Raw genomic sequence first — 25,056 nt, forward strand, 5'->3', positions numbered from 1 at the left:
GTGAAAGCTAATTAATTAGAAAATCCCTAAGAGAGAATAAGAGCAAATTTTGGCTCATGAATCTCATTATCGAACGTCTGCAACTGGCACAGAGCCGTCTTTCGGCTCTAATTCGTTTTTGTCCATTGACGAGTTACAAACATAACTGGCCTTTGCCCCTTAACGAGTTAGTGCTGGCCTTTAACGATTAAAATTCACTCTAAAATGATGAGTCTTGAGGAAGAAACTATGATTCATTTTCAATCTACGATGATTGGTAATACCCGCCGAGCCTATGAAAACTAAACATACTAACGTAAAGCTTCTAGTAAGTTTCTTAATTTTTGACATTATAGCTACTAAGAACAGGGGGCAATTTAGACCGAGTCTGTGACAAGTGTAGGAACTTACGATTAGAAGCTTGTTAAGAAAATATTGTTCCTATATTGACAATTAACAAATGTTAATATAGCTTTATTTTTGTTCAATGGTGAACATATTGTCAATTTATTAAGGACTCTAATATGACAAATTTTTATAAGCTAGCTTCTGTAATTCTTTTTGTTGGTACTTTTAGTGTTAATGCGAAAACAACAATTGAACCCAATAACCCAGTATCACAAATAAAAAGTAATATAGTTAATAACAGTAAAACTTTGGGGTTATCTGAAAAAGCCTATAAATACGCTACAGATCAATTCATGAGATTAAACTCAGGTTCATCTACTCCTGATATGCAACTAATTTATGAGGTTCCTGAATTTATTTCGCCGGAGAATTATTCAGAAAAAGAATTGAATAAAGCTATGAATGAGCAAAAAACAAAATTTGCGAACTATTTTGGTATACCAGTATCAAAGTTAGACCCATTTATTGCTCATATGGCTGTCGTTTTTGATTCAGATCTTTTCAGTGGAGGTATTACTACTTTCGATACAGATGAAGATATGGAAACAATAACAATTTTCTGTGAAGAAGCATGTAGTGGTGGAACAACTTCGGGAGGAGGTATTGCATTGAGTCTTAGTGTTTATCAAGGTGCAGTTAATGCAGGCATAAGTCAGTACACAGATTTCCAAGTTGAGTTTGTCAAGAAGTCAACAAATGATAAAGTTTCTACCGAAGTGTGGAGATACAATAACTTTTCGGGCGCTTGGAGAGAGAGTGTTATTTCTAAGCCTTGCCCTACCTGTTCTTATAATTAGAGCAGCTAAATTCAAGTTTGAAAGCTAACATTTATGTTAGCTTTTTTATTACTAAACCTTTTAATTTACTAAATTAGCAAAGCGAAATAATACAGTAGAAGAAAAGGTGTATGGCTCACGAATAGCTCCATATTGGGAATTATTATTTTAATACTCTAGCATGTTCTTGTCCAGAGGCGTGCTGGCGGGGCATGAAACACGAAAATGCCCCATTTCAATCTAGCAATGTGACTCACAAGTAACTTCAGCGTCGAAAGATTGACCAAATCACTGTACCACTACAGAGTGACTAGTGTAATGGTGGCGATTCATACCTTTATCCAGCTTAAGATGCTATCTTAACTAATATTTTATACTTACTAGCAAAGGGATTTGGCATGCCGGTTATTCGTCATATTGATATACAAAACTTTAGATCAATTAAAAACCTATCTTGGAATCCAAAGCCTGGACTTAACTGCCTAATCGGGCCAGGGGATTCTGGTAAGTCAACAATTTTAGATGCCATTGATTTAGCTCTAGGTGCAAGACGCTCTTACTCATTCAACGATGCAGATTTTTACCAATTAGATACTTCATCTCCATTAACAATCACTGTGACAATTGGCGAGCTTCATGATGATTTAAAAAATGTTGAACGATACGGTTTTTTTCTTCGAGGCTTTAATTTTGAGACCAAAGAAATCTCTGACGAGCCACAACCAAATTGTGAAACGGTTCTTACCTTCAAGCTCCATGTAGATGCTGACTTAGCACCTGATTGGCAGCTATACTCTGATCGTGCTGATGCTGACGGTCTTGAACGTAGATTACCTTGGAAACACCGAGAATTATTGTCTCCAGCCAGACTTGGCACCACATCACATCAAAATCTCGCATGGGACATCGTTCAATATTGAACAAACTTTCTGAAGAGACATTAGATGTATCTTCACTCCTTGCTCAATTGGGACGGCAAACTCGTGAAGCCTTTGCAGCACAACCAGTACAAGGGATCACAGAGGTTTTGACTCAAGTACAGCAAATCGCTAATGGACTTGGCGTACCAGTCGGGCAACTTAGTGCTCTTCTTGATGTAAATGGAATATCCATGTCAAATGGTGCCATAAGCCTCCACAATAGTGATGGATCACCTCTAAGACAATTAGGAACTGGATCTTCACGCCTTCTCATTAGCGGTCTACAAAAGGTGACTAGCAGCTCTAGTATTCTGATTGTAGATGAAGCTGAATATGGTCTTGAGCCATACCGCATTACTAGACTACTTAACGAACTAGGTTCAAAGGACATCGAGCCGCAAAAACAAGTATTTATCACAACTCACTCACCTTATGTACTTAGAGAGCTACAAGCTACCCAACTCCATGTCCTAAGGAAGCAATCCATAACAGCTCAAGCTTTGGAACTCCCGTTTTACTCCCATAAAATCTACAGTCTTTTGGGTGGGGAACAAGAACAAGCAACACTAAGAGCTTGTGCAGAAGCGTTCTTTAGCAAGGCAATAATTGTCGGTGAAGGAAGCACTGAAGTTGGTTTTGTCAGAGGTTTTGATCTTTACAAGCAAGACAATCAACAGCTTGGGATTCAATCTAAAGGAGGTTTTTGCACTGATGGTGGCGGTGGTGATAACTACTTCCAGCGATCTAAGGTATTTACGAATTTAGGTTACCCCGTGGCCTTACTAAAGGATTCAGATATTAATACTCTGGCACACCATGCACAGACTAAACAATGTATAGAAGCTGGTGTAAAAGTTTTTGAGTGGGGGCATGGCATGTCTACCGAAGGTGCTATTTTCAGCTGGTGTAGAGTAGATCTTTTACCACTACTTGTAAAAGCAGCAGCGGATTTAAATGGACACCAAGAAGTAGATCAGCATATTAAAAACAAGTCGAACAATCAGTATAATTTAGCCGCATGTTTATCCAACTCACAGGATAATATGAGAAGTCCTTTGGCTCTTGCCGCTGGCCACTATAAATGGTTCAAAAACATAGCAAAGTCTGAAACAGTTATCAGAAATGTCGTTGGCCCAAACATACTATTATTTAACGCACACTTTCAAAGTATCCTCAATGGTTTGCTCAATTGGGTTGAAGCTAATGGAGATATTAGATGAACGTGGAAACCGTTCTTGATACTGAGCGAGGGGCAATTGTTGCTCCTGCCGGCTGTGGTAAAACACATTTAATCACGGAGACTTTATCCGTGAAAAATACCAAGCCTATATTGGTGCTAACACACACCACAGCTGGAGTTTCTGCACTAAAGAAAAGACTGCGAAAGCTATCAGTTCCAACGTCGAACTACGTTGTTACTACCATTGATGGATGGGCACTTCGTATTGCCAATAGCTTCCCAATGACCAGCCCTGTTCATCACTCACCTGAAATGCCTCAGCTTTTTTATCCAGAAGTTAGACAAACTGTTTTAAGGTTGCTATGTACAGGCAGCATTAGTGACATCCTACAAGCATCATATTCACGACTGCTTGTTGATGAGTATCAAGACTGTGACGTTAACCAACACAATATAATTGCTTCACTTTCAGAAGTTCTCCCGACAGTTATTTTTGGCGACCCTATGCAATGTATTTTTAACTTCGGAGGTCCAATGCCTGATTGGGTCGGCGGAGTTCTGCAGCAATTTCCGCTTATAGGTGAATTAAATACACCATGGCGTTGGAACAATGCCGGAGCACCATTGCTTGGACGGTGGATACTTGAAACAAGGGATGCACTAATAAAAGGGACAAGAGTTGACCTTAGAACATGTCCCGCTCATGTCATATTGCACCCACTGACAGACATAGTCCGAACGGATATAACTAATCAGCATAATGCGCAACACTCTATTTTAAATCACTACCCAACTGATTCTATATTAGTAATAGGTAGTTCAATGGATGAACGTTCAAGGCATGGTTATGCTCAGGGTAATTCGCGAATTGAAGTCGTTGAACCAGTTCAACTTGCAAGCGTGACTAGTGCTGCAAGCCAATTCGATGACAATACAGGGTTAGCTCTTTCAGCCTCTATTTTGCAAGTTGCTAGTACCATGATGACTAATGTTGAAATGGCAACCACATCGCAACGAGTAGACAGTATTCTCAATAATCGAAATAGGACTTCTGCAACAAATACTGAGCAAGCACTCTGCAACGTAGCGATTAACAGCTCTCGCTCCAACATCTTAGCAGCACTGCAGCATCTAGAGTTAAAACCTGGTACTCGTGTTTACCGTAAAGGCGCATACAACGCTTTAAAAGACTCTTTAGCTCTTTCTATAACGTCTCCAAAAATAAGTATCTTTGAAGCTGCGTCAGCAGTAAGGGAGCGCTTACGTCAACAAGGAGATCAACGAATACCTAATAGGGCTATTGGTTCAACCCTTTTACTCAAAGGCCTTGAAGCCGATCATTGCATGATTCTTGATGCGCAAGCTCGAGGAATGAACGCAAATCATTTATATGTAGCACTCTCACGCGGAGCTAAAACTATTACAATATTTTCTCGAGATGTTTATATTCCATGAGGTAGATACGTGAGTAATAAGCTTATCAAATGGAATTTTCATACCTCGCCACATTTCCTATATCTGAGCATAGGATCTTGCTTGTAATGTATTAAAGAAGGCGTTATTCCACAAAGCGTCCCTAGTAACGTGATAGTCCATTTTGAATCGCCATTAGATCATGTGGTTTCGTCGTCTTCTGCCAACTCACCTCTAGCCTACGCCTTATATGAGGTTATTGTTCATCAGCTCACAAGTAACAAATAATTGAAACGGGACAAGCTTTTAGCTGGCGGAGTTCGCTTCGTTCGCGAGTATAGCCAGCTAAAATTTGCCGTTTAATTTAGTCGTTAAACCATAGAAATTTTTATCCGAAATTCACTTGATACAGCTGACGTCCTAACACGCTTTTGTCCAAAAACGAGTTTATCTGACCGTCTGCTTCTCGCTCTAAGCAGACTAACAGCAGTATATTAAAAGAGACTTTGATGACTAAAGCTCAGAGGGCTGAAATATAAATACTCTCTTTCGGAGTTTTTCAAGTTAGTTGTCGCATAAGCTGGCTCTTTACTTATACTCAATTTTATTAATAAACCACTCTTTTATCCCTACTGGCGTTTTCACTTGAAACTCATAATCAACTTCCTTTTTTAGCATCGCTCTGGCCATAGGGGAGTCAATCGAAATAAAGTTTTTGGTATTATAGATCTCATCTGGACCAACAATCTTAAAGCTTAATATTTCACCTGCTTCATTTTCAATTTCAACAGTTGCCCCAAAAAATACTTTTCCATCCTGTTGAGGAGAATAGTCGACTATTTTAAGTTCTTCTAAACGCTTTCTTAGGTACCTTACTCTTCGGTCAATTTCTCTTAATGCACGTTTATTAAATATGTAATCGCCGTTTTCTGATCTATCACCTAAGCTAGCAGCCCAGCTAACTATAGCTGTGATTTTTGGTCTTTTATCACGCCATAAATAATTAAGTTCTTCTTGTAATCTTTTATAACCTTCACGAGTTATTAATTTACTTTTCAAAGTGTTCCTTAAATATCATAAATTCTTTAAAGCTTTACCTAGAGCGTCTAATGTGGCGATTTTAAATACTCGTTCGTCTTGCTCATTTAATACGTCACCATGTATACCTTTTTTGAAATGCCACTTGTTAATGAAGTCATCGGACATTAAATACTCTAGCGCTTTCCGCTCAAGATGATCAAATGATTCAGTCTGAATAGCTAAACCATCGTTAATATTAATTACCATATCGGGCGGTGTAAATTCTTTTATAATTCGCTTAGCTTCGGCTAATTGGGCTGCTTGATGACTGACTAATATTTTAAGCCTAACATCAGATATTTCTTCAATCCAATCTACCTTCCCTTTATATTTTTTATTTTTAGAGTTTTTTTCATTAATATTATCTTCGAAAGATTTAATTAATGCTCTGTATGGCGCGCCTGTTTTGTTACGTATACTTTGAGCTTTAGGTACACCTCTTCCTTCACCTAATCGAGAAACTGTTGAAAAGGAGAAGTCTGATAAGCCACGTTTTTTTTGCTCAGAACATACTTCGTATATAGCTTGAAGCGTTTGTTTAACTTTATTTTTCACATCCATTTTCAATTCAACCAATAGTTCTTCCGGAGTCATCTTATACTTCCTTTATTTCTATTTTTTTCTGATGTAATACATTGAGTAAATCTATCGGCTCTATTCGTTCGTGTTCTTCCAAGTCAGATAAAAGTAGCTTACCTTCGATTAAATCATTCACTTTTACATGACTTTTTAAACGTTCTTTAAACAACTTATGTAATTGATTACCAGCTTTTAATTGCTGCTTCTTAGTTAAGGTAAATAATAATGGCTTAAGATTATTTCTCAGCATCATATTATCTATAAGCTGAGTACGCGGCGTTATAGCTAGATCGGCGCTCGCTGATTGATAAATTTCAGCATTTTCGCAAACTTCACAAAGTAGTTCGTATTGACTAACCTCTTCAGCAATCACCTGCAGTTCATGCTCGGGTCTAACTATTAATTGTAAATTTGAGTCGTCATTATCAATAGAAAGGTTTGATTGATTTAGTAAAACTTGGCATTGATGAACTAATGTACTTATTGCACCTAAGTCGCAATAAAGCATATCCATTTTTTTAGCTACAACTTCATACTCAGATTTTGTTTTCCGAATACTTGCTAGAATCTCTCTACGCTTTGTTGTATCAAATGTCTTGTTATTTTTATTACATAAGTACTCTTTTTCGTCTTCTTTCTCTAAAGACATTGATAATTCATTTTCATCTTCAATTAACCCATCATAATGTAATTGCTTCGCTTCTAAATACAGAATAATTTCTTGAAATATGGCTAATAACCCACCAATAAATGCAGGGCCTGTTATAAAGTGCCGACATCTAATGCAATTTTCTCCACCCAAATATCCTATTGGGACAGGAGATCTTGCTTGCGTGTTTCCAATGAAAGTACCTCCGTCCTCGCACCGAGTACCTGCATGCGGGCATATCCCCCAATCTCTAAACAAATAATTTCCTGCAGGTATGTTGTTATTAAGTGCGTTAAGAGTCTCTTGAGAATTACCAATTAGATTGGGCTTTATTTCATCAATTCTTAATTGTTCAATCATACTTTGAGTTGCTATTGCTTGAGATTTTAATGCTCTTTTCTCACCTTCTTCAATTTTTTTACGTAATACTGACCCTTGTGTTTTGACATAATAAACACTCATTAATATTGAGGAGTGCCCTGCAATTTTCATAATTATTGATAAATCTAAGTTGTATTCCATAACATAAATAGTGATCAGACTCACACGCATGCTATGGGGGGTAAACTCTGATTTAAACATAGAGATAGCTGTTTGCTTTCCTTCGCATATAGCTAATTTAATGCCCTTAGGTTGGCTGAAATATAAGGCAGCCGCTAACCTATTAGCTAATCGAGCGCCGAAAGTTCCACATTCTTCTTCTCCATAATCCCGAAACAAAAAACAATTTCGACCTTTTTTCTTACGTTGTACTTCATTAATATTTGTCCTTTTACAATCAATCCAATCTTTTGGCTCTTTTATTGGATTATATTTTGATTGCCACTTTCTTAATTTGATTAGCCAATAAGCTAATTCTATTGGCATCCAAGGAACGCTTGAGCCCATAGAGTTCATTGAAGTTTTATTTGATGTTGAATACATCCCAAATTCATTATTTGGGTAGCGCTTTATCATTCCTTGATTATTAGTTCGCCCTGCTAATTTATTTTTATTTTGTACCCAAACTATTTTTTCTTTTATATATTCTGGAATATATGTATCAGCTTCACCACTATCATTGTACGCAATCTGTATACCTCTAAGAGGGACGGAGAAGAGGGAATACGTATGCATCCAATACATAGGAATCCAAATTTTAGCAAAGTTGTTATCAATAACTTCAAATACACAATCTGGATCATGTTTATCTACAATATCGATCGGGACTTTTACCCAATCAGCATCAAATGTATGCAGATGTTTTAAATCGTTAAAAGTCTTTGCGTTCGATGGAATTGTCCAGTTTCGAATAGCTTCAATGTATTGGTACGATAATGCAGGTTTTATAGTTTCACCAAGAGTATCCTTACGTTGTTCATCAATAATAAAGGTGTCTTTAATACGATTTTTGGCATTAGGCATTCTAATAACCTCACCCGTATCAGAGTCTTCATCTGAACACTGTGTTCTGATTATATAATCCACAAATTCATCAATAGCGTTATAAGTTTTTGCTTGGTAACCTTCTTGTTGAGAAATAAACTCTTTGAATTCAAGTGAATTTATTTCTTTTTTTAAGACAAAGTCTATAGGTTTTATGCCTAACTGATATTTTTGAATATATAACCTGACAAACTTACACAACATTGTTTTTTTTGACATTCCACCTCTTGCAGACTTCATATATATGTTTATTTCATTACGCCAAGAAATATATGGTTCATGGATATACTGAGGCTGAAAGGGCTCTTCTACTCCAAAGAAAACATACCAATTAACCCAATCACTTTTATAATACGAGCTTTCATGGGGATTTGAAGGTATTCTAGAGTCCTTACTCAAGGAACGCCATTTTTGGTACTTATCAATGGTTGTAACTTTATTAATTTTAACCAAACGTTGCAGTGTTAAATAGGGATATGGTTTAGCTATGCCACACAAATTGTACCAATCAATAAATTCATTGGGAAAGGAACGTTTCGGATTAGATGGCAACTGCTTATATTTCTTTCTTACTTCCCTATATTCAGAAGAATTATTAATATTTAAAGCTTTAACTGCTTGAAGTAGTAAGCTAAAGTTGTCAATTTTAAGTGGAATGAAAAACTCTAAATCCGAATCGAATTTTACCCAGTCTTTAAAGTAAATTTTTTTTGGGTTTGATGGTAATTTGAAATCTTCTTTATAACGATTTTTATATTCTTTTAAAGAGGCTATTCCTAAAGAAAAAACTGCACCTTGTGCTTTTTCTAAATTAGAATAAAAACTTTTAATCCTGTGCCCGAAGAAAGCATTCCACCCATTAGTAATAGGCCAGGTTTCAGCATAAACTTGCTGGGGGTTAGCTGGTAATCTTTGGTCTTCTTTATAGCGAGCTCGGTATTCTTTTCGGGATGCAATACCTAAGAGCAAAGCGGCACTTCTTGCTTCATCCAAAGATGTATATAAAATTTTAACCTGTTTCCCCAAAAAATAATGCCAGCCATTTTTAGTCGGCCATTCTTTTCTGTAAAAGTGTTCTGGACAAGAGGGTAATTTGGGTTCTTCTTTATACCGAGCTTTATATTCATGGTATGTATTAATGCTTAATTCTGAGACTCTTTTTTTAGCTTCACTTAATGTAGAATAAAATTCAACATTTTCTTTACCAAAGAAAACAAACCATCCATTTTTAATTGGCCATTCCTTTGAATAATAATTCTTAGGATCCGATGGTAGTTTAGGGTTTTCTTTATAACGCTTCCTATATTCATTTATATTTTTTACACCTAATAATCTTACAACTTCCGTTGCTTCTTTAAGCGTAGGATAAAAATCATTAACAGTTTTTCCGAAAAAAAGTGTCCACCCATTTTTAACTGGCCATTCCTTTGAGTATACTTGACTCGGGCAAGACGGTAACTTAGGGTCTTCCTCGAATCGCTTTATATATTCACTATTAGATTTAATCCCTAAATTTGATGTCGCTTTTTTAGCAGCCGCTAAAGTAGGGTAAAACTCTTTAAAGCTTTTACCTAAAAAAATATGCCATCCATTTTTAGCTGGCCAATCTTTGAAGTAATAACTTTGGGGTTGTGAAGGTAGTTTATTAGACTCTTTATAGCGCTTATAATATTCAGCTCTAGATTTAATATTTAAGAGTCCAACCAACTGTTTTGCTTCATCAAATGTGGGGCATAGTACTTTAATGGTCTTCCCTAAATAAAAAGTCCACCCGTTTTCTTTTGGCCATTCTTTAGAGTATTTTTTATATGGCTGCGAAGGAAGTTTAGAGTCCTCTTTATAACGCATACTATATTCACGTATTGATGTTATACCTAGTAACTTAGTTGCTTTTTTAGCTTCTAATAAGGTCTTATACTTTGTGCTTTTCATTATATTTCCTCCTATTTTAACTACCCCTCTACTTCACGCATTTTTTTCCGGATATCTTCACTGGTAGGTTGGATATAGACAAGGCAAGAATCAGGGCTCTTATGATGCATGGCCTTTTGTATTTCTACTTGGCTAAACCCTAATTTAGATAAGCCATAACCATAACTATGGCGATGAGCATGACAGCTTGTCCCTTCATCCTTACATGGATTTAACCCTATATTAAAAACTGCATTCTCATGCATTCTCCTAAAGTTTTTAATAGTTTCTGGTTCCCCTTTACTATTAGTGAAAGCAAAAGGGTGCTGGAAGTGAGGAGGAGGATTTTTGCGTTGAAATGTTAGGTACTTTATCCAAATTATTTGGAATTCCCTTGCAATATTAGAGTTTGAAAATATGACATCAAAATATTTTTTATTACTTGTTAATAAAGGAGTCTTCCAACCTGCATGTAATCTTAAGCTTTTAGAGTATTCGTTCCGTGGTATTAAAGCATATTTTTCTTGTAGGTATGTTCTTCTTGTTTTGTTAGATGATTCCGGGCATTGCCCATGTGAAGGATGAAATACCCTCACAATAGCTTCATTATTCTTTTCATCTAATACTATATCATTAATATAAATATGAAAAACCTCACTAAGTCTCAAGCCGCCATAGTGCATTAACATTGTTATCAATTGATTTTTATAATCCGGATACTTGTCTCCAGATTTTTTAAAGCCATAATTAAGTAAAGTGCCTATTTTATCTTCAGGAAATTTAAAAACTTTTTCATTTTTAATAATTTCAGGTTGATCTGATTTGATAGATCTCACAAATTTGATTTTATCAACTGCGGCTTTTTTTTCTAAATGATTTAAGAAAACATGTTTTTGACGGTGATAATATGCACACCAATTAATTTTTTCTTCAATATGAGATGCTTTTCTAAAAGTATTTGTTGGCAGTTTATTTTCATTTTTAGCGCTGTAAAAATCAGTATACTGAGTTATATGATTTAGTATCACTTCTGCATCTTTAGTTTCTCTAGCCCTCCAAAACAACCCTGAAGAATCTCGTCCTATACGGTCTATGGTTCCTAAATTCAATGCTGTAGTAAAGCTTCTAAGCATTTCTACACCATTAAACTTTTGATTGTTTGAATGATTTTTAGTGTTAGCGTCAATATATTTAATTAACAATATAATTGAAAAAACACTTCTCTCTACCCAAGATTGGGATCTAGCTCTTTTCATATATAGGTATTGAATATGGCTAGTTAACACTCCTGACTTAGTAAGAACACAGGGAAACTCATGTGATATACCAGTTTTATCTACCTTATATTTACATTTTATTTTTAAAACATATGACATAATAGTATTTATTTTAAGGTTATAATTTTTATTGATTTACAAATACTAGTCTATAAATATAAAAAAGAAACTTAAGATACTTACTAATAGTATGCTCACTTGTGGGGTTATAATTGATAGTCTGCGTTCTCAGAGCGATCTCCGAGGCTGGCTGCCCAGCTTACTATTTTTGTTACTTCTGGGCGTTTTACGTTCCATAGTTGATCGTGTTCTTGTTGTAATTGCAAGTAACCTTCGCGGGTAACTAAATTTGTTTTCATGGCCAATTCTTTATTAACTCTAATGGTGTGCACGTTATTAAATTTGCCAAAACTTGTCGAGCGTAAAATGTAATAAAGTACGAGTAAGGAAGCTTTGAAATGTTCAGTAACAATCTAAGCAAGTAATTAGTTTTTGATTATTAAGTTTTTCATTTATATTAACTAGTAATTGGATATAAAAATAAGAACGAGATTATGGGACACGAGACCACAAAAGTATTAGTTGTTGATGACGATATGCGCTTACGCAGTTTGCTTGAACGTTATTTAGTAGAGCAAGGCTTTATTGTTAGAACCGCAGGAAACTCGGAGCAAATGGATAGACTCCTAGAGCGAGAAAACTTTCACTTAATGGTTCTCGATTTAATGCTTCCAGGCGAGGATGGCTTATCTATTTGCCGCCGACTACGCCAAAAAGAAAATGAAATTCCTATTGTTATGCTTACTGCAAAGGGCGACGAAGTCGACCGTATTATTGGCCTTGAACTTGGCGCTGACGATTACATTCCAAAACCATTTAATCCACGTGAGCTACTTGCTCGCATAAAAGCAATTTTACGCCGCCGCGCAAAAGAAGTGCCAGGTGCTCCAGCTGCTGAAGAAAACTTAATCGCTTTTGGTAAATTTACGCTTAATTTAGCAACGCGCGAAATGAGTGAAGGGGATAAAACAATATCGCTTACCAGTGGTGAGTTTGCAGTGCTTAAAGCGCTTGTTTCGCATCCGCGTGAGCCACTTAGCCGCGATAAGCTAATGAACTTAGCGCGTGGCCGCGATTACAGTGCGCTTGAGCGAAGTATTGATGTGCAAGTATCGCGACTTCGCCGCATGATAGAAGTAGATGCTGCTAATCCGCGATATATTCAAACCGTTTGGGGTTTGGGCTATGTGTTTGTTCCCGATGGTGAAAAGTAATATTTATGGGCATGTTTCCGCGAAGTGCTTTTGGGCAAACTGTTTTTTTAGTGGCGGCTTTGCTGCTAATAAATCAAATAGTCTCTTATGTTACGGTTAGTTTTTATGTTGTAAAACCAACTATTGAGCAAGTTAACTTGATGCTTGCTAAGCAAATTAAAACGGTATTTATTGACTGGGAAGATGGCGTTGAAATAAACGACGAAGTATCTGCGAAGTTTTTTGAAATTACCGGCATTGAAGTAATGACGCAGCGCGAAGCAATGCGTCAAGGGCTTGGACAAAGCCGCGAATATTCTATGCTATCGCGCAGCATGACTGAGCAACTTGGTGGTTATTCTCGTGTACGTATTAGCCAAACTGATCCATTAATTTATTGGGTTGAAGCACCGCAAGCGCCAGGTTATTGGGTAAAAGTACCGCTTAAAGGCTTTAAAGAGAATAACTTAGAGTTTTTAACTTTTTACTTATCAAGTATTGGCTTTTTAAGTGTGCTGGGTGGGTGGTTGTTTGCAAGGCACCTTAATAGGCCATTAAAAGCACTGCAACAAGCTGCAGTAAAAGTAGGCAAAGGCGATTTTTCTACCAAATTAGAAGAAGAAGGCTCAACAGAAGTAATAGAAGTAACGCGCGCGTTTAATCAAATGTCGCGCGGAATTGCCGCACTTGAAAACGACCGCCGTTTACTAATGGCTGGTGTATCGCATGATTTACGTACGCCGCTTACGCGTATCCGTTTAGCCACCGAAATGATGGTTGATGAAGATGACTATCTTCGTGAAGGTATTATTTACGATATAGAAGATATGAACGGGATTATCGATCAGTTTATTGAGTATTTACGCCACCATAAACGTGAAGAACTAAGTTGCGAAGATATAAATGCTTTAGTTGCCGAGGTTGTTAATTCTGAGCTTCAGCATCAACGTACTATTACGTTTAAAAGTAATCCAAATATAGGCAATATACCCTTAAGCTCTGTAGCTATTAAACGTGTAATTACCAACATGATTGGTAATGCGCTGCGTTATTCTGAGGGCGATGTTGAAGTACTTAGTTACTTTAATTCAAACAAAAAATATGTAGTTATCGCTGTAAACGATAGTGGTCCTGGGATCCCTGAAAACGAATTAGAGTCTGTGTTTGAGCCCTTTAAGCAAGGCGATGCTGCACGTGGCAGTGAAGGTAGTGGCTTAGGCCTTGCCATTATTAAACGCATTGTTGATATGCACGACGGTAAAGTAAAACTAGAAAACCGCCCAGAAGGCGGTTTAAGTGCACAAGTATATTTGCCAATCAAGGTATCAACTCCTGCAGTATCAAAGTAAGCTAAAGCATGGTTGGCTCTGTGCTTTTAAATAAAGCCCGTTAAAAGTATTACTCGGGCTCCCAAACGTATAAGCCATATTTTTGCATTACTTTTTTAAGGTCACCAGATTTTCTGAGCTCCTGCATACCAGTATCTATAAGTTGAGCATATTCATGTGCTTTAGGGTTTTTAGGTGAGAAGCACATCCTACCCCATAGTATTTTGTCAAACTGACCTGCTTTTTCAAAGCTATCTTGCAGACCATATTTTTGTAGTTTGTAATCGGCTACATAGGCAGCTTCACTAAATGTATCGATTCGGCCTAATTTCAGTTTTTTAAACAAGCGATAAATGAGATCTTCTGAACCATGATGAACCTGAATTAGCTGCTCGTTATCGCGGTTTTCTTCAAAGTAGCTTTGAACTTCAGGAGATATTGGTGAAAAATCGTAGCCTGCAATAACGCCAAATCTTATTAACTTTAGAGACTCCATCCCATTGTAACGCCATTGAGTGCCTTTTTTGACGTAAAAGCTATATATCATCGGGCCTACAGTGTTTTTAGAACATATATTTACTTTTGAACTACTGTCGTTACTTATAGCTACAGCATCATACTTTCCACTCTCTGTTCCTTTTAAAGAGCGTAAATAAGGGACTATATAAAAATTTACTTGGTGGCCTGCACGTTCTAAGATTATTTTTTCTAGCTCTAATACAAAGCCTATGGAATTATTATCGGAGGTATCACTGCAAACGTACGGGCAGAAGTCGAGTGCAGCAATATCAAGAGTATCAGAGCGTACGTTGCTACAACCAATTAGGGCAGCAAACATAATAAGTTTTGGTTTAATTGACACTGTAATATTACGCCCTTATTTTTATTAGTTTGGTAGTTCACTTGTATCGCGTTAATTATTGTTGATAATTTGTTAAATTCAACTTTTTAAAGAATAAGGCAGGGCTTTTGTTGTTTTATAATAATTAAGTGAATTGGCATAAATACCAAACATGCCTTAGTTAGAGCATTGGTAGGTTTAAATCTACCAATGCTCCGTAAACGGTGCAGGCATAATAATAAAAAATTAAAGTGCCCTAAAGCGAATGGCTGTGCCGCCGCTGGTAGCGAGTTTTAAGGTTAGTTTATCGCTTGCCGTGACTACATGTTTTTCGATATTTAAATCGTATGGATTGTTTTTCCACTCTGCGTTTTTACCATCTTGATAAATTTGCGCTTCAAACTTTTTACCTTGCTCTAAAAAGTCGAGCTTTACCTCAATTGTTCTGGCTTTCTCGTCAGTAACAGCACCTAGGTACCAATCGTTTCCTGAGTATTTAGTGCTTTTACGTTCTTTACGGGCAAATACAATAAAGTCGCCTACTTCACCATCAAGAGCAATGCTTTGCTGCCAATCTGTTGGTACGTCTTGAATGAATTGAAACGCATCGGGCTTAGCTAAGTAGTTTTTAGGTAAGTCGGCAGCCATTTGAATTGGACTATACAAAACAACGTAAAGTGCGAGTTGTTTGGCGAGAGTGGTTTGTGGGCGGTTTGTATCGCCTCCTAAACCATTAAAGCTCATATCAAAAATACCTGGCGTAAAATCCATCGGCCCAGATAGCATGCGGGTAAAAGCAAGCATTGGTACATGCTCTGGTGGGTTAGGTGGTGAACCCCATGCATTGTATTCTTGTCCGCGAGCGCCTTCGCGCGCAATCCAGTTTGGATAAGTACGGCGCAGGCCTGTATCTTTAATTGGCTCGTGAGTGTTAATGCTAATTTTATGTTTAGCTGCAAGTTTTACGTTATAAAGGTATTCGTTAACCATAAATTGGCCGTCATGCCATTCATGGCGAGCAATACCGTTTTTGTCTATACGTTTTATATTTCCGCCATCGGCTACATAACCTGTTTTTACTTGGCTGACGTTTGATTTTTCGTAAAGTGTAAAGGCATCTTCCATTTGGTCTCGGTAGTTGCTTACATTGCCTGATGTTTCGTGATGGCCAATGAGCTGTACGCCTTTTTCTTTGCCGTATTGAGTCAGCGCTGCTATATCAAAATCATCGTACGGTTTGGTAAAGTTAAATACATCGCCATTAAAGTACCAATCGCCATCCCAGCCAATATTCCAGCCTTCAACGAGTACGCCATCAAAACCATACTGCGCTGCAAAATCCATATAGTATTTTGTGGTTTGCGTAGTGGCGCCGTGTTTTTTACCGCTACCCCAAGTTTGCGTGTTTATATGCATACCCCACCAGATACCCACGTATTTGCCAGGTTTAACCCACGACACGTCACCGAGTTTATTAGGCTCGTTTAAATTTAGTATTATATCTGAATTAACTAGGCCAACAGCGCTGTCGGCTATTTGAATGGTGCGCCATGGTGTTTTAAAAGCACCTTGTTTTTTAACGGCAACACCATCTGACCAAGGGGTTAAGTCTGCTGTAAATGTGCCTGGACGGCGCTGATTAAGCACCATACCCGCGTAATCAACAAGAGCGGCTTCATGAATACTAATATGAGTACCGTCACTTGTTTTAAACGTAAATGGTGTGTGAGCTAGTGGAGCTTCGTTAAGTGGAGTAGTGTTGTAAACATATTCGTAGCGGTTCCAGCCACGAGCAGGTATCCACCATGCTGTTGCATCATGGCTATTGTTTATTGCAAACTCAGTCAGCTCTTTGGTTATTTCTGTATGTTCGAAGCCGGTTTGTTGTGGCACTTCGTATCTAAAACCTACACCACTATCAAATGCTTTAAATCGAATAGTGTAGGTACCTTTATTTGGCTCGTTTTTTGTAAAGGTAACGGCTACTTCGTTATATTCGTCAACAACGTTTTGGCGTTCGCCCCAGGGTTGTTGCCACTGCGAGTTAACGCTTTGTTGTTCAATGCTTTTAATTTTAAAGCCATCGCTAAAAGCTGCTTGTGTTTTAAATTCAAACCCCAGTAAAGATTTGTTTATAACCGCTTTGTTTTTAAATTTTATTGCGTAGCTTGGCGTGTTGTTTTCGTCAGAGATGCTTACTGTTATTTGTGTGTCTGGCGATTTTAGCTCTACAGTTTGTCCGTAGCTATTACTAGCAAAGGCTAAAAGCACAAGTGCAGGGATTCTCATGGTGTGTCCTTAGATGAGTCGGTGGTGACATTTAAGGATAATGACTGTTGATGATTAATACGACTGCCTACATACGTATTCAATGTTTTAAAAAATAGAAAGAATTTAGTGGTTTAATCGGTCTATAATGTAAACAAATTGATAATAGCGACAAGAAAATGATAAAAAGCTTACTTTGTGTATTTTTACTAAGTGTTAGTACTGGAGTTTTTGCAGCAAATATAACAATTAAAAATGCTAATAATGGCCCATTACCTAATGCTGTTGTGTGGCTAACTGCAGGAGATTCCTATGGCGTTATTCCTCCAGAAGCACCTTATGCGATGACCCAGCAAAATCGAGAATTTAAGCCGCGTATTTTAGTTGTCCCACAAAATGCAAAGGTAGAGTTTCCGAATGCGGACTCAATCATGCATCATGTTTATTCATTTTCTAAAGCTAAAACATTTGAATTAAAGCTATATAAGGAGCACCCAAAAGCGCCCATTACTTTTGATCAAACAGGGGTTGTTGAGCTTGGCTGTAATATTCATGATTGGATGTTAGGTTATATTGTGGTGGTCGATAGTACTATTTTTGCAATCACTGATGAAAATGGTCATGTTGATTTAAATGCCAATGTAGGCGAATACACGTTAAGTGTTTGGCATTCTGGGTTTAGTGATATTAGTAAGGTTGAATCTCAAACTATTACTGTGGCTACTAACCCGATCACTTATAAAGTAAAGCAGGAAATTGCGGAGCAAATTGACTTTGCTACGGATGAATTTGATGACTATTAATCGTTTAACGAGGCTGATATTTTTAGCCGGTGCTTTATGTTTTAGTAATGCATTGTATGCACAAGTAATAGGCTTGATACAAATTAGAGCCGTGCAGGGTGACGATACACGTAGCTTCCAAGAGGGCGGCCTTGGGCTATATCGGCACGATACTAAAAGCGACGAACTTATTTTATCCCAAGGTATTTTAGATTTTAATGTTGATTTAGCATCTAGTTGGTCGGCTCATGGGGTGTTAAATGCGAATCAAGATCCTGACGTTGGCCTTGGTTTTACGCAAGCTTATGTAAAGTATCAGCCGCTATCTAACAGCAACTATAAATGGCATGTGCGTGTAGGGGGCTTTTATCCACTTATGTCGCTTGAAAACCCTGATATAGGGTGGACTTCTCCTTATAACTATACAAACTCAGCTATTAATAGCTGGATTGGCGAGGAAGTACGCACTGTTGGCGCAGAGATAACTATTAAGCGCCCAGCAAAACGTTTTAACAGCGCTCATAGCTTTAGTTTTGTAGGTGCTACATTTAAAGGCAATGACCCTGCCGGTACTTTACTTGCTTGGCGTGGTTTTGCATTACACGATAGGCAAACTACATTTAGCGAAAGTGTTAAATTTGCGCCTGTAGCGGCATTAAATGCGTATGAATTACGCTGGCAAGCTAATCAGGTTTTACCGTTTGAAGAAGTAGACGGACGTTTTGGCTATTACGCTGGCGTACACTGGGATTACTTAAAAAAATCACAATTTCGAATTTATTATTACAACAATAACGGTGACCCAACCACACTTAATATTAGTACAGGGCAGTATGCTTGGGATACTCGCTTTACAAGCGCCGCTTGGCTTTATAAGTTTAATAATAAAACCCGCTTTATAGCACAGGTACTTAATGGTAAAACCGAAATGGGCGCTAATGCTTTAATAGATAATGCCTTTTACAGCCATTATTTAATGTTAAGCCATAAAGAAGGCAAGCATCGAGTTTCTGTACGCTACGATTACTTTAAAGTGACAGATAACGACACTACTGCGTTTGATCCTAATGCAAGCAATGGGGAAGGTTTAACCGCAACATGGCGCTACCAGCTCACTAATAAACTACAAATAGGGGTTGAAGGTTCTGCACTTAAAAGTGTTGCAAAAAATAGAGAGCCAATTGGATTTAATGAACGAATCTCGCAGCAGCAAATAATGCTAAACGCTCAATGGCGATTTTAGGTTTTATAAACTAGATTTATTATCAAAAAGGTAGGTATTAAATATGGTTTTTTTTGGAGTAAGTAATGAATTTGAATAGTATCCGCGTCAAAGTCTCTTTTCCTATTGTTATTTTAGGTATTGCTATCTTGTCGTTAATTATTGGGTATTCATACTTAATTAACTTACAAAAAAATGCATTAGATGTGCAATCCGATAAATTTATTAAGGCTGTGTCTCTTGCTTTGAGTGCCGACAGGGATTTGTATCAAGCAAAGGTTGCTGAGTTAAATTTAGTCGCACATAACGACAATAAAGAAGCTTATTTGCAAGAGCATAAAGAAAATGCTGAGCAAGTAACGCAAAGGTTAGAGCAGTACTTAGCTTTGTTATCGGACTATCCAAAAGCTATAAATGAGCTTCGCGGTTTTGATGGTGCTTATAATACTTGGTTAAACGCTTCACTGGCCTATATGAATGATAAAACAAATCTAAAAAAACAGTCTCAATCAGAAAAAGCATTTGACGAATTAAGAGCTACGCTTGATCAAGCTGGTGAATTAGCAGAGCAAACATCGGTTGAAGAAGTTCAAAAACTATCAGACACAATTGCTTCAACTAAGTTAACTATGCTTATTTTTGTCATATTAATTTTATTAGTGGCGTGTTGGTTTAGTTACCTTATTCCTAAGCAATTAACACAGCAAATTAACTATGTAACTTCTCGTATTAACGATATAGCCTCTGGTGATGGCGATTTAACTGGCAGGATCGCTATAACGTCTAAAGATGAATTTTCTGAACTTGCAACGCAGTTCAATCGTTTTCTCGACAACTTACAGCAATTAATTCGCGATATTTTAGAGCAATCAAAAGAACTAAGTGAATTAGGAGGTGAGTTAAGTCAGGTTGCAAATAAAAACAATGCTGTAAATCAAACGCTCAGCCAAGCCTCTGAGTCAATAGTAAGTGCAGTGCATGAGATGAGTGTAGCAAGTAGAGAAGTTGCAGGTGTTGCTCAGCAATCATCAACAGAAGCTGATAAATCGTTAAATTTAGCTCAGCAAGGACTAACAGCGGTTGCGCACTCTAGTTCTCGTATTATTTCTTTGTCGCAAAATATGGAGCAAGCTATGGCGCGCTCTACAGAGCTACAACAAAGTTCTGATAACATTGCCAAAGTACTTGAGGTTATTCGTGCAATTGCAGAGCAAACAAATCTGCTGGCGCTTAATGCTGCTATTGAAGCCGCGCGAGCTGGTGAATATGGCAGAGGTTTTGCTGTGGTAGCAGATGAAGTAAGAACATTGGCTACACGCACGCAAGTAAGCACAAACGATATTCAAAAAATGATAGAGCAATTTGCAACGAGCGTAGAACAATCAATTAAAGCGATAGATGAAGGTAAGCAATTTGCAGATGATGCGGTTGGCTCGTTTAGTCAAACTAATGATGTGCTTAATGCAATGCAAAGCTCGTCTACTAAAGTAAATGATATGGCGATGCAAACAGCGCAAGCGACTGAAGAGCAGACAACGGTTGCAGATGAAATAAGTCAAAACCTATCATCATTAAACGATCAAACTTTAGAAGGGGGGGCGCTTGCTCGAACTACTGAGGATGTATCTAAAAAAATGGAACAATTGACTGATGAGCTAAATCACTTAGTACATCGATTTAAAGTTTAAATAAACTGATTATTTGGTTAGATAGCTCTTTAAGGTTTTGAAATATAACTGTACTTATGTTGTTTGCCAGCTCGAGTTCAGTTTGAATCGTCATTATAAAAATAAAAAGGGACTTTAAAAGTCCCTTTTTTAATGCAATTTTAACCTTGAGAAGTCAACAAAGCCTAAAGTGAATTAGTATTATTTTTTATCAAAAGCGCGTTTCATGTAGTTAGGTGTAGCGAGTGCACCATGATGAATACCGCTGTTGTAGTATTCACTTTGCTCAGCTATTTGTGCTGCGCCGTCTTCTCTAAAACCGTCAAATGCTTGTGATTTACGTGCAAGTGTTACCGACCATAAACCGCTTGGGTAAATTGGTTGCGGGAATGGCAGTGTTTGTAAATCGTTAAAGCCTACGCTTAGCATTGCTTCGCGCATTTCAACTAATAATGGCATATGCATAAGAGGTGATTCGCTTTGTTGTACTAAAACACCACCTGGGCGCAGTGCATCTAAACAGCTTGTGTAAAACGCATGATTAAATAAACCTTCACCTGGACCCACCGGATCGGTGCCATCAACAATAACCACGTCGATAGATTCGCCAGCGGCTTCGCGCATATATTTAATACCGTCGTCAAACATCACTGTTGCACGGGCGTCGTTGTTAGATTCACAAAGCTCTGGGAAGTATTTTAACGACATTTGCGTTACTACTTCGTCTATATCTATTTGCGTTACAGTTTCTACGCCTGGGTGTTTTAATACTTCGCGTAAAGTACCGCAGTCGCCGCCGCCAATAATAACGACGTTTTTAGGGTTTGGGTGCGCTAAAAGTGCAGGGTGGCTGATCATCTCATGATAAAAGAAGTTTTCGCGGGTTGTTACCATAGTACACCCGTCGATGATCATTAAATTACCAAAGTCTGTGGTTTCAAACATTTCTACCTTTTGAAAAGGAGACTGTTTTTCATCTAACTTTTTATTAATACGTAATGAAAATGCGCTGCCATCGCGGTCGCTAATTTCAGTAAACCACTTACTTTGATCTAAATTTGCCATAGTTACTATTACACTTTTTTAGGTTGAGTATGAAAAAGGGGCAATTCTGCCAGTGCTTGGCGTTTTGCTCAATGACATTTTAACTGATTTGACGAATAAAGTTAGTTAGGAGTGAGTGAAAGTTCAATTTTTGTTAGCCTAGTGGATAGTGACGTATTAAAATGCGCCTTTATACCTAATTGACTAAAGAAGAGTTGCCATGACCTGGGGTTTAGAAACAGCACGCGCCACTTATAACGTTGCTCATTGGAGCGATGGTTATTTTGATATTAACGCACAAGGCGAACTGGTGGCTTACCCAGATGGCGACCAAACAAAACCGGCCATTTCTTTAACGCAATTAACTGAGCAGTTTAAGCAACAAGGTTTAACGTTGCCGGTTTTAGTACGCTTTACTGATATTTTAAAAAATCGTGTAGACACACTTACTAACGCGTTTACGCAAGCGCGAGCAAATCGTGAATATAACGGAAAATACACCTGTGTTTACCCAATAAAAGTAAATCAGCAACGTTCTGTAGTAAGTAAGCTATTAGTGCATCCAAGCGGGCTTGTTGGCCTAGAAGCAGGCTCAAAGCCAGAACTTATGGCTATTTTGGGCGTAGCAAAAGAGCCAATTACTATTGTGTGTAACGGCTATAAAGACAGTGAGTTTTTACGCTTAGCATGTATTGGTCAAGCAATGGGCCACAGCGTAAAAATTGTGGTAGAGAAGCTTTCAGAACTAACCACACTACTTGAAGAAATAGACAACCTAGGCATAGAACCTGCTATTGGTATTCGTATTCGCCTAAACTCAGTAGGCAAAGGCAAGTGGCAAAACACGGGCGGCGAAAAAGGCAAGTTTGGTTTAACGGCAGGCCAAGTACTAAGTGCAGTTGAAGTGCTTAAAAAGCATAATAAGCTGCACTTAATGCAAATGGTGCATTTTCATATTGGTTCTCAAATTGCCAACATTCGTGATATTCACCGTGCTTTGCGTGAATGTGCACGCCACTTTGCTGAGCTTACGCAATTAAATGTACCGTTAAATACCGTTGATGTGGGTGGCGGCTTAGGCGTTGATTACGAGGGCTCTGGCTCACGCAGTGCGTGTTCAATGAACTACACCGTAGAAGAGTACGCGCGTAATGTAGTGAATGCATTTGCAGAGGTGTGCGATCAGCATAACCTTACGCATCCGGCCATTATCACCGAATCGGGGCGCGCTTTAACCGCTCACCATGCGGTATTAATTACCGATGTAATTGACGTAGAAAAAGCGCCCAATCATTTAAATCCAGAGCCACCGCTTGAAAATAGCGCGTTAGTGCTTGATGAAATGTGGCAGTGTTTACAGCGTTTAAACCCGCGTATGGCACTTGAGATTTATCACGACGCTATGCACTTATTTAGCGAAGCGCACGATCAGTACGTGCATGGCTTAGTAAGCATGCTAGAGTGGGCGAAAATAGAGCAGCTTTACTTTACTATTTTACATCGTGTACGTGCATCGCTTAGTAATAACGCGCGCGCGCACCGTGAAGTCCTCGACGATTTAAACGAAAAGCTTGCCGATAAACTCTTTGTTAACTTTTCATTATTTCAGTCATTGCCTGATGTATGGGGTATTCAGCAGTTGTTTCCGGTTATGCCAATCGAAAACTTAACTCAACCATTGACTCAGCGCGCGATTATTCAAGATATTACCTGTGACTCTGACGGGCAAATCCGTGAATACGTTGAAGGTGCTGGTATCGAAACTAGCTTACCCATTCCAGAATATAAACATGGCGAGCAATACCATATTGCGATGTTTATGGTGGGTGCATATCAAGAAATTTTAGGCGATTTACATAACCTATTTGGTGACACTGATTCAGTGCATGTAGAGCTTAACGATGAAGGTTATGTGTTAACCAATGCTATAAAAGGTGATAGCGTTAAGGATGTATTAAAGTTTGTTGACTATGATAGCGCCATTTTAGCTGACAACTTTGCGTACCAAGTTAATAAGCTTGATGTATCAGCGCAGTGTAAAGAAGGTTACTTAGCTGAGCTTAATGCAGGCCTTGAAGGCTATACCTATTTTGAAGATTAATTTGTAAGCAACTGAAAGCGCAGTATTAGTGGCTGCGCAATGTTTAAAGGAATGGAAGTAATGTCAGTTATTCGCGGTGTATTTAGTATTATTTTTTACACAATAAACACACTTTTTTGGTTTGTGCCTATTTTTATTTGTGGGCTTATAAAGCTTATACCTATTAAGCCTCTACAAAAGATTATGAGCTGGGCTGCAAAGCAATTTGCAACTATTTGGGTGACCTTTAATAGCTTAAATCAAAAGTTATTTACGCCAACTAAACTTAATGTAACTGGCCTTGAAGACCTTAAGTTAAAGGATTGGTACCTAGTAATTGCAAATCACCAAAGCTGGGTCGATATTTTAGTATTGCAGCGCGTGTTTAACCGTAAAATTCCATTTTTAAACTTCTTTTTGAAAAAAGAGCTTATTTACGTGCCTATTCTAGGTTTGTGTTGGTGGGCGCTTGATTTTCCGTTTATGACTCGCACGAGTAAAAGCCAATTAAAAAAGAACCCAAAGCTGCGTGGCAAAGACTTAGAAACCACGCGTAAAGCCTGCGAAAAATTTAAAGAGATGCCAGTAAGTGTGGTTAACTTTGTAGAAGGCACTCGTTTTACTACACAAAAGCACGCGCGCCAAAATAGCCCGTTTCCACACTTATTAAAACCAAAAGCGGGCGGTATTGCTTTTGTAATGCAAGCGATGGGCGAGCAAATTACTAAAGTGGTTAACGTTACCATTCATTACCCTGATGGCATTCCTACATTCATGGATTTTGCAGGTGGTAAGGTAAAAAATATCAACGTACACGTGGATGTAAGGCCTGTAAGCGAAGAGCTTATTGGTGACTACACCGGCGATTCTGAATTTAGAGTACGCTTTCAAAGCGAGCTAAATCGTTTATGGGAAAATAAAGAGCAAACATTACAATCGCTCGAAAATCACCCCAAATAAAAGGCAAAAATATG

The 25,056-nt window shown here is 38.0% G+C and carries 18 protein-coding genes and 1 pseudogene; 11 read left to right on the forward strand and 8 right to left on the reverse strand.

Annotation, left to right across the window (positions count from 1 at the left end):
• Nucleotides 1–503: 503 nt before the first annotated feature.
• From H5089_RS18170 to H5089_RS18180, 4 genes are all read left to right on the forward strand, one after another.
• A complete protein-coding gene (locus H5089_RS18170; RefSeq protein WP_104644254.1) occupies nucleotides 504–1,184 on the forward strand; it encodes a hypothetical protein in 681 nt (226 codons plus the stop codon).
• 377 nt (nucleotides 1,185–1,561) lie between these two features.
• The gene (locus H5089_RS20185; protein WP_220487002.1) at nucleotides 1,562–2,083 is read left to right on the forward strand and encodes an ATP-binding protein; all 522 of its coding nucleotides are present in this window, start codon (nucleotides 1,562–1,564) and stop codon (nucleotides 2,081–2,083) included.
• Nucleotides 2,080–3,303 carry an ATP-dependent endonuclease gene (locus H5089_RS18175; RefSeq protein WP_220487003.1) on the forward strand — a complete coding sequence of 408 codons (1,224 nt, stop codon included), beginning with the start codon at nucleotides 2,080–2,082 and terminating at the stop codon, nucleotides 3,301–3,303. Before H5089_RS20185 ends, H5089_RS18175 begins: the two co-directional genes overlap by 4 nt.
• The gene (locus tag H5089_RS18180) at nucleotides 3,300–4,718 is read left to right on the forward strand and encodes a UvrD-helicase domain-containing protein (RefSeq protein ID WP_182712824.1); all 1,419 of its coding nucleotides are present in this window, start codon (nucleotides 3,300–3,302) and stop codon (nucleotides 4,716–4,718) included. Before H5089_RS18175 ends, H5089_RS18180 begins: the two co-directional genes overlap by 4 nt.
• Before the next feature lie 546 nt (nucleotides 4,719–5,264).
• Here the strand turns inward: H5089_RS18180 and greB are convergent.
• The 5 genes and pseudogenes from greB to H5089_RS18205 form a co-directional block, all read right to left on the reverse strand.
• On the reverse strand, nucleotides 5,265–5,735 hold the full coding sequence (gene greB, locus H5089_RS18185; RefSeq protein ID WP_182712825.1) for a transcription elongation factor GreB: 471 nt from the start codon (nucleotides 5,733–5,735) through the stop codon (nucleotides 5,265–5,267).
• Nucleotides 5,736–5,750: 15 nt separating this feature from the next.
• Nucleotides 5,751–6,350, reverse strand: a complete 600-nt coding sequence (gene gmtX / locus H5089_RS18190; RefSeq protein ID WP_182712826.1) for a gamma-mobile-trio protein GmtX — start codon at nucleotides 6,348–6,350, stop codon at nucleotides 5,751–5,753.
• A gap of 1 nt (nucleotide 6,351) precedes the next feature.
• Nucleotides 6,352–10,341 carry a VPA1269 family protein gene (locus H5089_RS18195; protein ID WP_182712827.1) on the reverse strand — a complete coding sequence of 1,330 codons (3,990 nt, stop codon included), beginning with the start codon at nucleotides 10,339–10,341 and terminating at the stop codon, nucleotides 6,352–6,354.
• 20 nt (nucleotides 10,342–10,361) lie between these two features.
• Complete coding sequence (gene gmtY, locus H5089_RS18200) at nucleotides 10,362–11,696, reverse strand: gamma-mobile-trio recombinase GmtY (RefSeq protein ID WP_182712828.1); 1,335 nt, start codon at nucleotides 11,694–11,696, stop codon at nucleotides 10,362–10,364.
• A gap of 113 nt (nucleotides 11,697–11,809) precedes the next feature.
• Nucleotides 11,810–11,956 (reverse strand): annotated as a pseudogene (locus tag H5089_RS18205) (transcription elongation factor GreB); the annotation flags it as partial.
• A 195-nt stretch (nucleotides 11,957–12,151) separates the two neighbouring features.
• Between H5089_RS18205 and ompR the strand changes: the two are divergent.
• Both ompR and envZ read left to right on the forward strand, forming a co-directional pair.
• Complete coding sequence (gene ompR, locus H5089_RS18210; protein WP_002959552.1) at nucleotides 12,152–12,871, forward strand: two-component system response regulator OmpR; 720 nt, start codon at nucleotides 12,152–12,154, stop codon at nucleotides 12,869–12,871.
• A gap of 5 nt (nucleotides 12,872–12,876) precedes the next feature.
• The gene (envZ, locus tag H5089_RS18215; RefSeq protein ID WP_182695866.1) at nucleotides 12,877–14,199 is read left to right on the forward strand and encodes a two-component system sensor histidine kinase EnvZ; all 1,323 of its coding nucleotides are present in this window, start codon (nucleotides 12,877–12,879) and stop codon (nucleotides 14,197–14,199) included.
• A gap of 49 nt (nucleotides 14,200–14,248) precedes the next feature.
• Here the strand turns inward: envZ and H5089_RS18220 are convergent, their stop codons facing one another.
• Both H5089_RS18220 and H5089_RS18225 read right to left on the reverse strand, forming a co-directional pair.
• Complete coding sequence (locus H5089_RS18220) at nucleotides 14,249–15,040, reverse strand: ABC transporter substrate-binding protein (RefSeq protein ID WP_182695865.1); 792 nt, start codon at nucleotides 15,038–15,040, stop codon at nucleotides 14,249–14,251.
• Nucleotides 15,041–15,265: 225 nt separating this feature from the next.
• Nucleotides 15,266–17,308, reverse strand: coding sequence for a glycoside hydrolase family 97 protein (locus tag H5089_RS18225; RefSeq protein ID WP_182712829.1), 2,043 nt, complete (start codon nucleotides 17,306–17,308; stop codon nucleotides 15,266–15,268).
• Between the two features lie 158 nt (nucleotides 17,309–17,466).
• Here H5089_RS18225 and H5089_RS18230 point away from each other — a divergent pair, with 158 nt between their 5' ends.
• From H5089_RS18230 to H5089_RS18240, 3 genes are all read left to right on the forward strand, one after another.
• Nucleotides 17,467–18,090, forward strand: a complete 624-nt coding sequence (locus H5089_RS18230) for a methylamine utilization protein (protein ID WP_182695863.1) — start codon at nucleotides 17,467–17,469, stop codon at nucleotides 18,088–18,090.
• Nucleotides 18,080–19,312 carry a hypothetical protein gene (locus H5089_RS18235; RefSeq protein ID WP_182712830.1) on the forward strand — a complete coding sequence of 411 codons (1,233 nt, stop codon included), beginning with the start codon at nucleotides 18,080–18,082 and terminating at the stop codon, nucleotides 19,310–19,312. The genes H5089_RS18230 and H5089_RS18235 overlap by 11 nt, the downstream gene beginning before the upstream one ends.
• 65 nt (nucleotides 19,313–19,377) lie before the next feature.
• Entirely contained in the window at nucleotides 19,378–20,979 is a 1,602-nt protein-coding gene (locus H5089_RS18240) for a methyl-accepting chemotaxis protein (protein ID WP_182695861.1), read from the forward strand.
• Nucleotides 20,980–21,159: 180 nt separating this feature from the next.
• Here the strand turns inward: H5089_RS18240 and speE are convergent, their stop codons facing one another.
• A complete protein-coding gene (speE, locus tag H5089_RS18245; protein WP_182712831.1) occupies nucleotides 21,160–22,023 on the reverse strand; it encodes a polyamine aminopropyltransferase in 864 nt (287 codons plus the stop codon).
• A gap of 199 nt (nucleotides 22,024–22,222) precedes the next feature.
• Between speE and speA the strand changes: the two genes are divergently transcribed.
• Both speA and H5089_RS18255 read left to right on the forward strand, forming a co-directional pair.
• Complete coding sequence (gene speA, locus H5089_RS18250) at nucleotides 22,223–24,103, forward strand: biosynthetic arginine decarboxylase (protein WP_182712832.1); 1,881 nt, start codon at nucleotides 22,223–22,225, stop codon at nucleotides 24,101–24,103.
• A gap of 60 nt (nucleotides 24,104–24,163) precedes the next feature.
• Nucleotides 24,164–25,042 (forward strand): acyltransferase, encoded by an 879-nt coding sequence (locus H5089_RS18255; RefSeq protein ID WP_182712833.1) that lies wholly within the window; start codon nucleotides 24,164–24,166, stop codon nucleotides 25,040–25,042.
• Nucleotides 25,043–25,056 lie beyond the last annotated feature (14 nt).

This window comes from Pseudoalteromonas sp. SR45-1 (assembly GCF_014163655.1).
In the GTDB taxonomy this organism is placed as follows: domain Bacteria; phylum Pseudomonadota; class Gammaproteobacteria; order Enterobacterales; family Alteromonadaceae; genus Pseudoalteromonas; species Pseudoalteromonas distincta.

Coding starts and splice junctions, on each gene's coding strand:
- H5089_RS18170 (WP_104644254.1), top strand. CDS start 504: ATGACAAATTTTTATAAGCTAGCTTCTGTAATTCTTTTTGTTGGTACT.
- H5089_RS20185 (WP_220487002.1), top strand. CDS start 1,562: ATGCCGGTTATTCGTCATATTGATATACAAAACTTTAGATCAATTAAA.
- H5089_RS18180 (WP_182712824.1), top strand. CDS start 3,300: ATGAACGTGGAAACCGTTCTTGATACTGAGCGAGGGGCAATTGTTGCT.
- gmtX (WP_182712826.1), bottom strand. CDS start 6,350: ATGACTCCGGAAGAACTATTGGTTGAATTGAAAATGGATGTGAAAAAT.
- H5089_RS18195 (WP_182712827.1), bottom strand. CDS start 10,341: ATGAAAAGCACAAAGTATAAGACCTTATTAGAAGCTAAAAAAGCAACT.
- gmtY (WP_182712828.1), bottom strand. CDS start 11,696: ATGTCATATGTTTTAAAAATAAAATGTAAATATAAGGTAGATAAAACT.
- ompR (WP_002959552.1), top strand. CDS start 12,152: ATGGGACACGAGACCACAAAAGTATTAGTTGTTGATGACGATATGCGC.
- envZ (WP_182695866.1), top strand. CDS start 12,877: ATGGGCATGTTTCCGCGAAGTGCTTTTGGGCAAACTGTTTTTTTAGTG.
- H5089_RS18225 (WP_182712829.1), bottom strand. CDS start 17,308: ATGAGAATCCCTGCACTTGTGCTTTTAGCCTTTGCTAGTAATAGCTAC.
- H5089_RS18230 (WP_182695863.1), top strand. CDS start 17,467: ATGATAAAAAGCTTACTTTGTGTATTTTTACTAAGTGTTAGTACTGGA.
- H5089_RS18235 (WP_182712830.1), top strand. CDS start 18,080: ATGACTATTAATCGTTTAACGAGGCTGATATTTTTAGCCGGTGCTTTA.
- H5089_RS18240 (WP_182695861.1), top strand. CDS start 19,378: ATGAATTTGAATAGTATCCGCGTCAAAGTCTCTTTTCCTATTGTTATT.
- speE (WP_182712831.1), bottom strand. CDS start 22,023: ATGGCAAATTTAGATCAAAGTAAGTGGTTTACTGAAATTAGCGACCGC.
- speA (WP_182712832.1), top strand. CDS start 22,223: ATGACCTGGGGTTTAGAAACAGCACGCGCCACTTATAACGTTGCTCAT.
- H5089_RS18255 (WP_182712833.1), top strand. CDS start 24,164: ATGTCAGTTATTCGCGGTGTATTTAGTATTATTTTTTACACAATAAAC.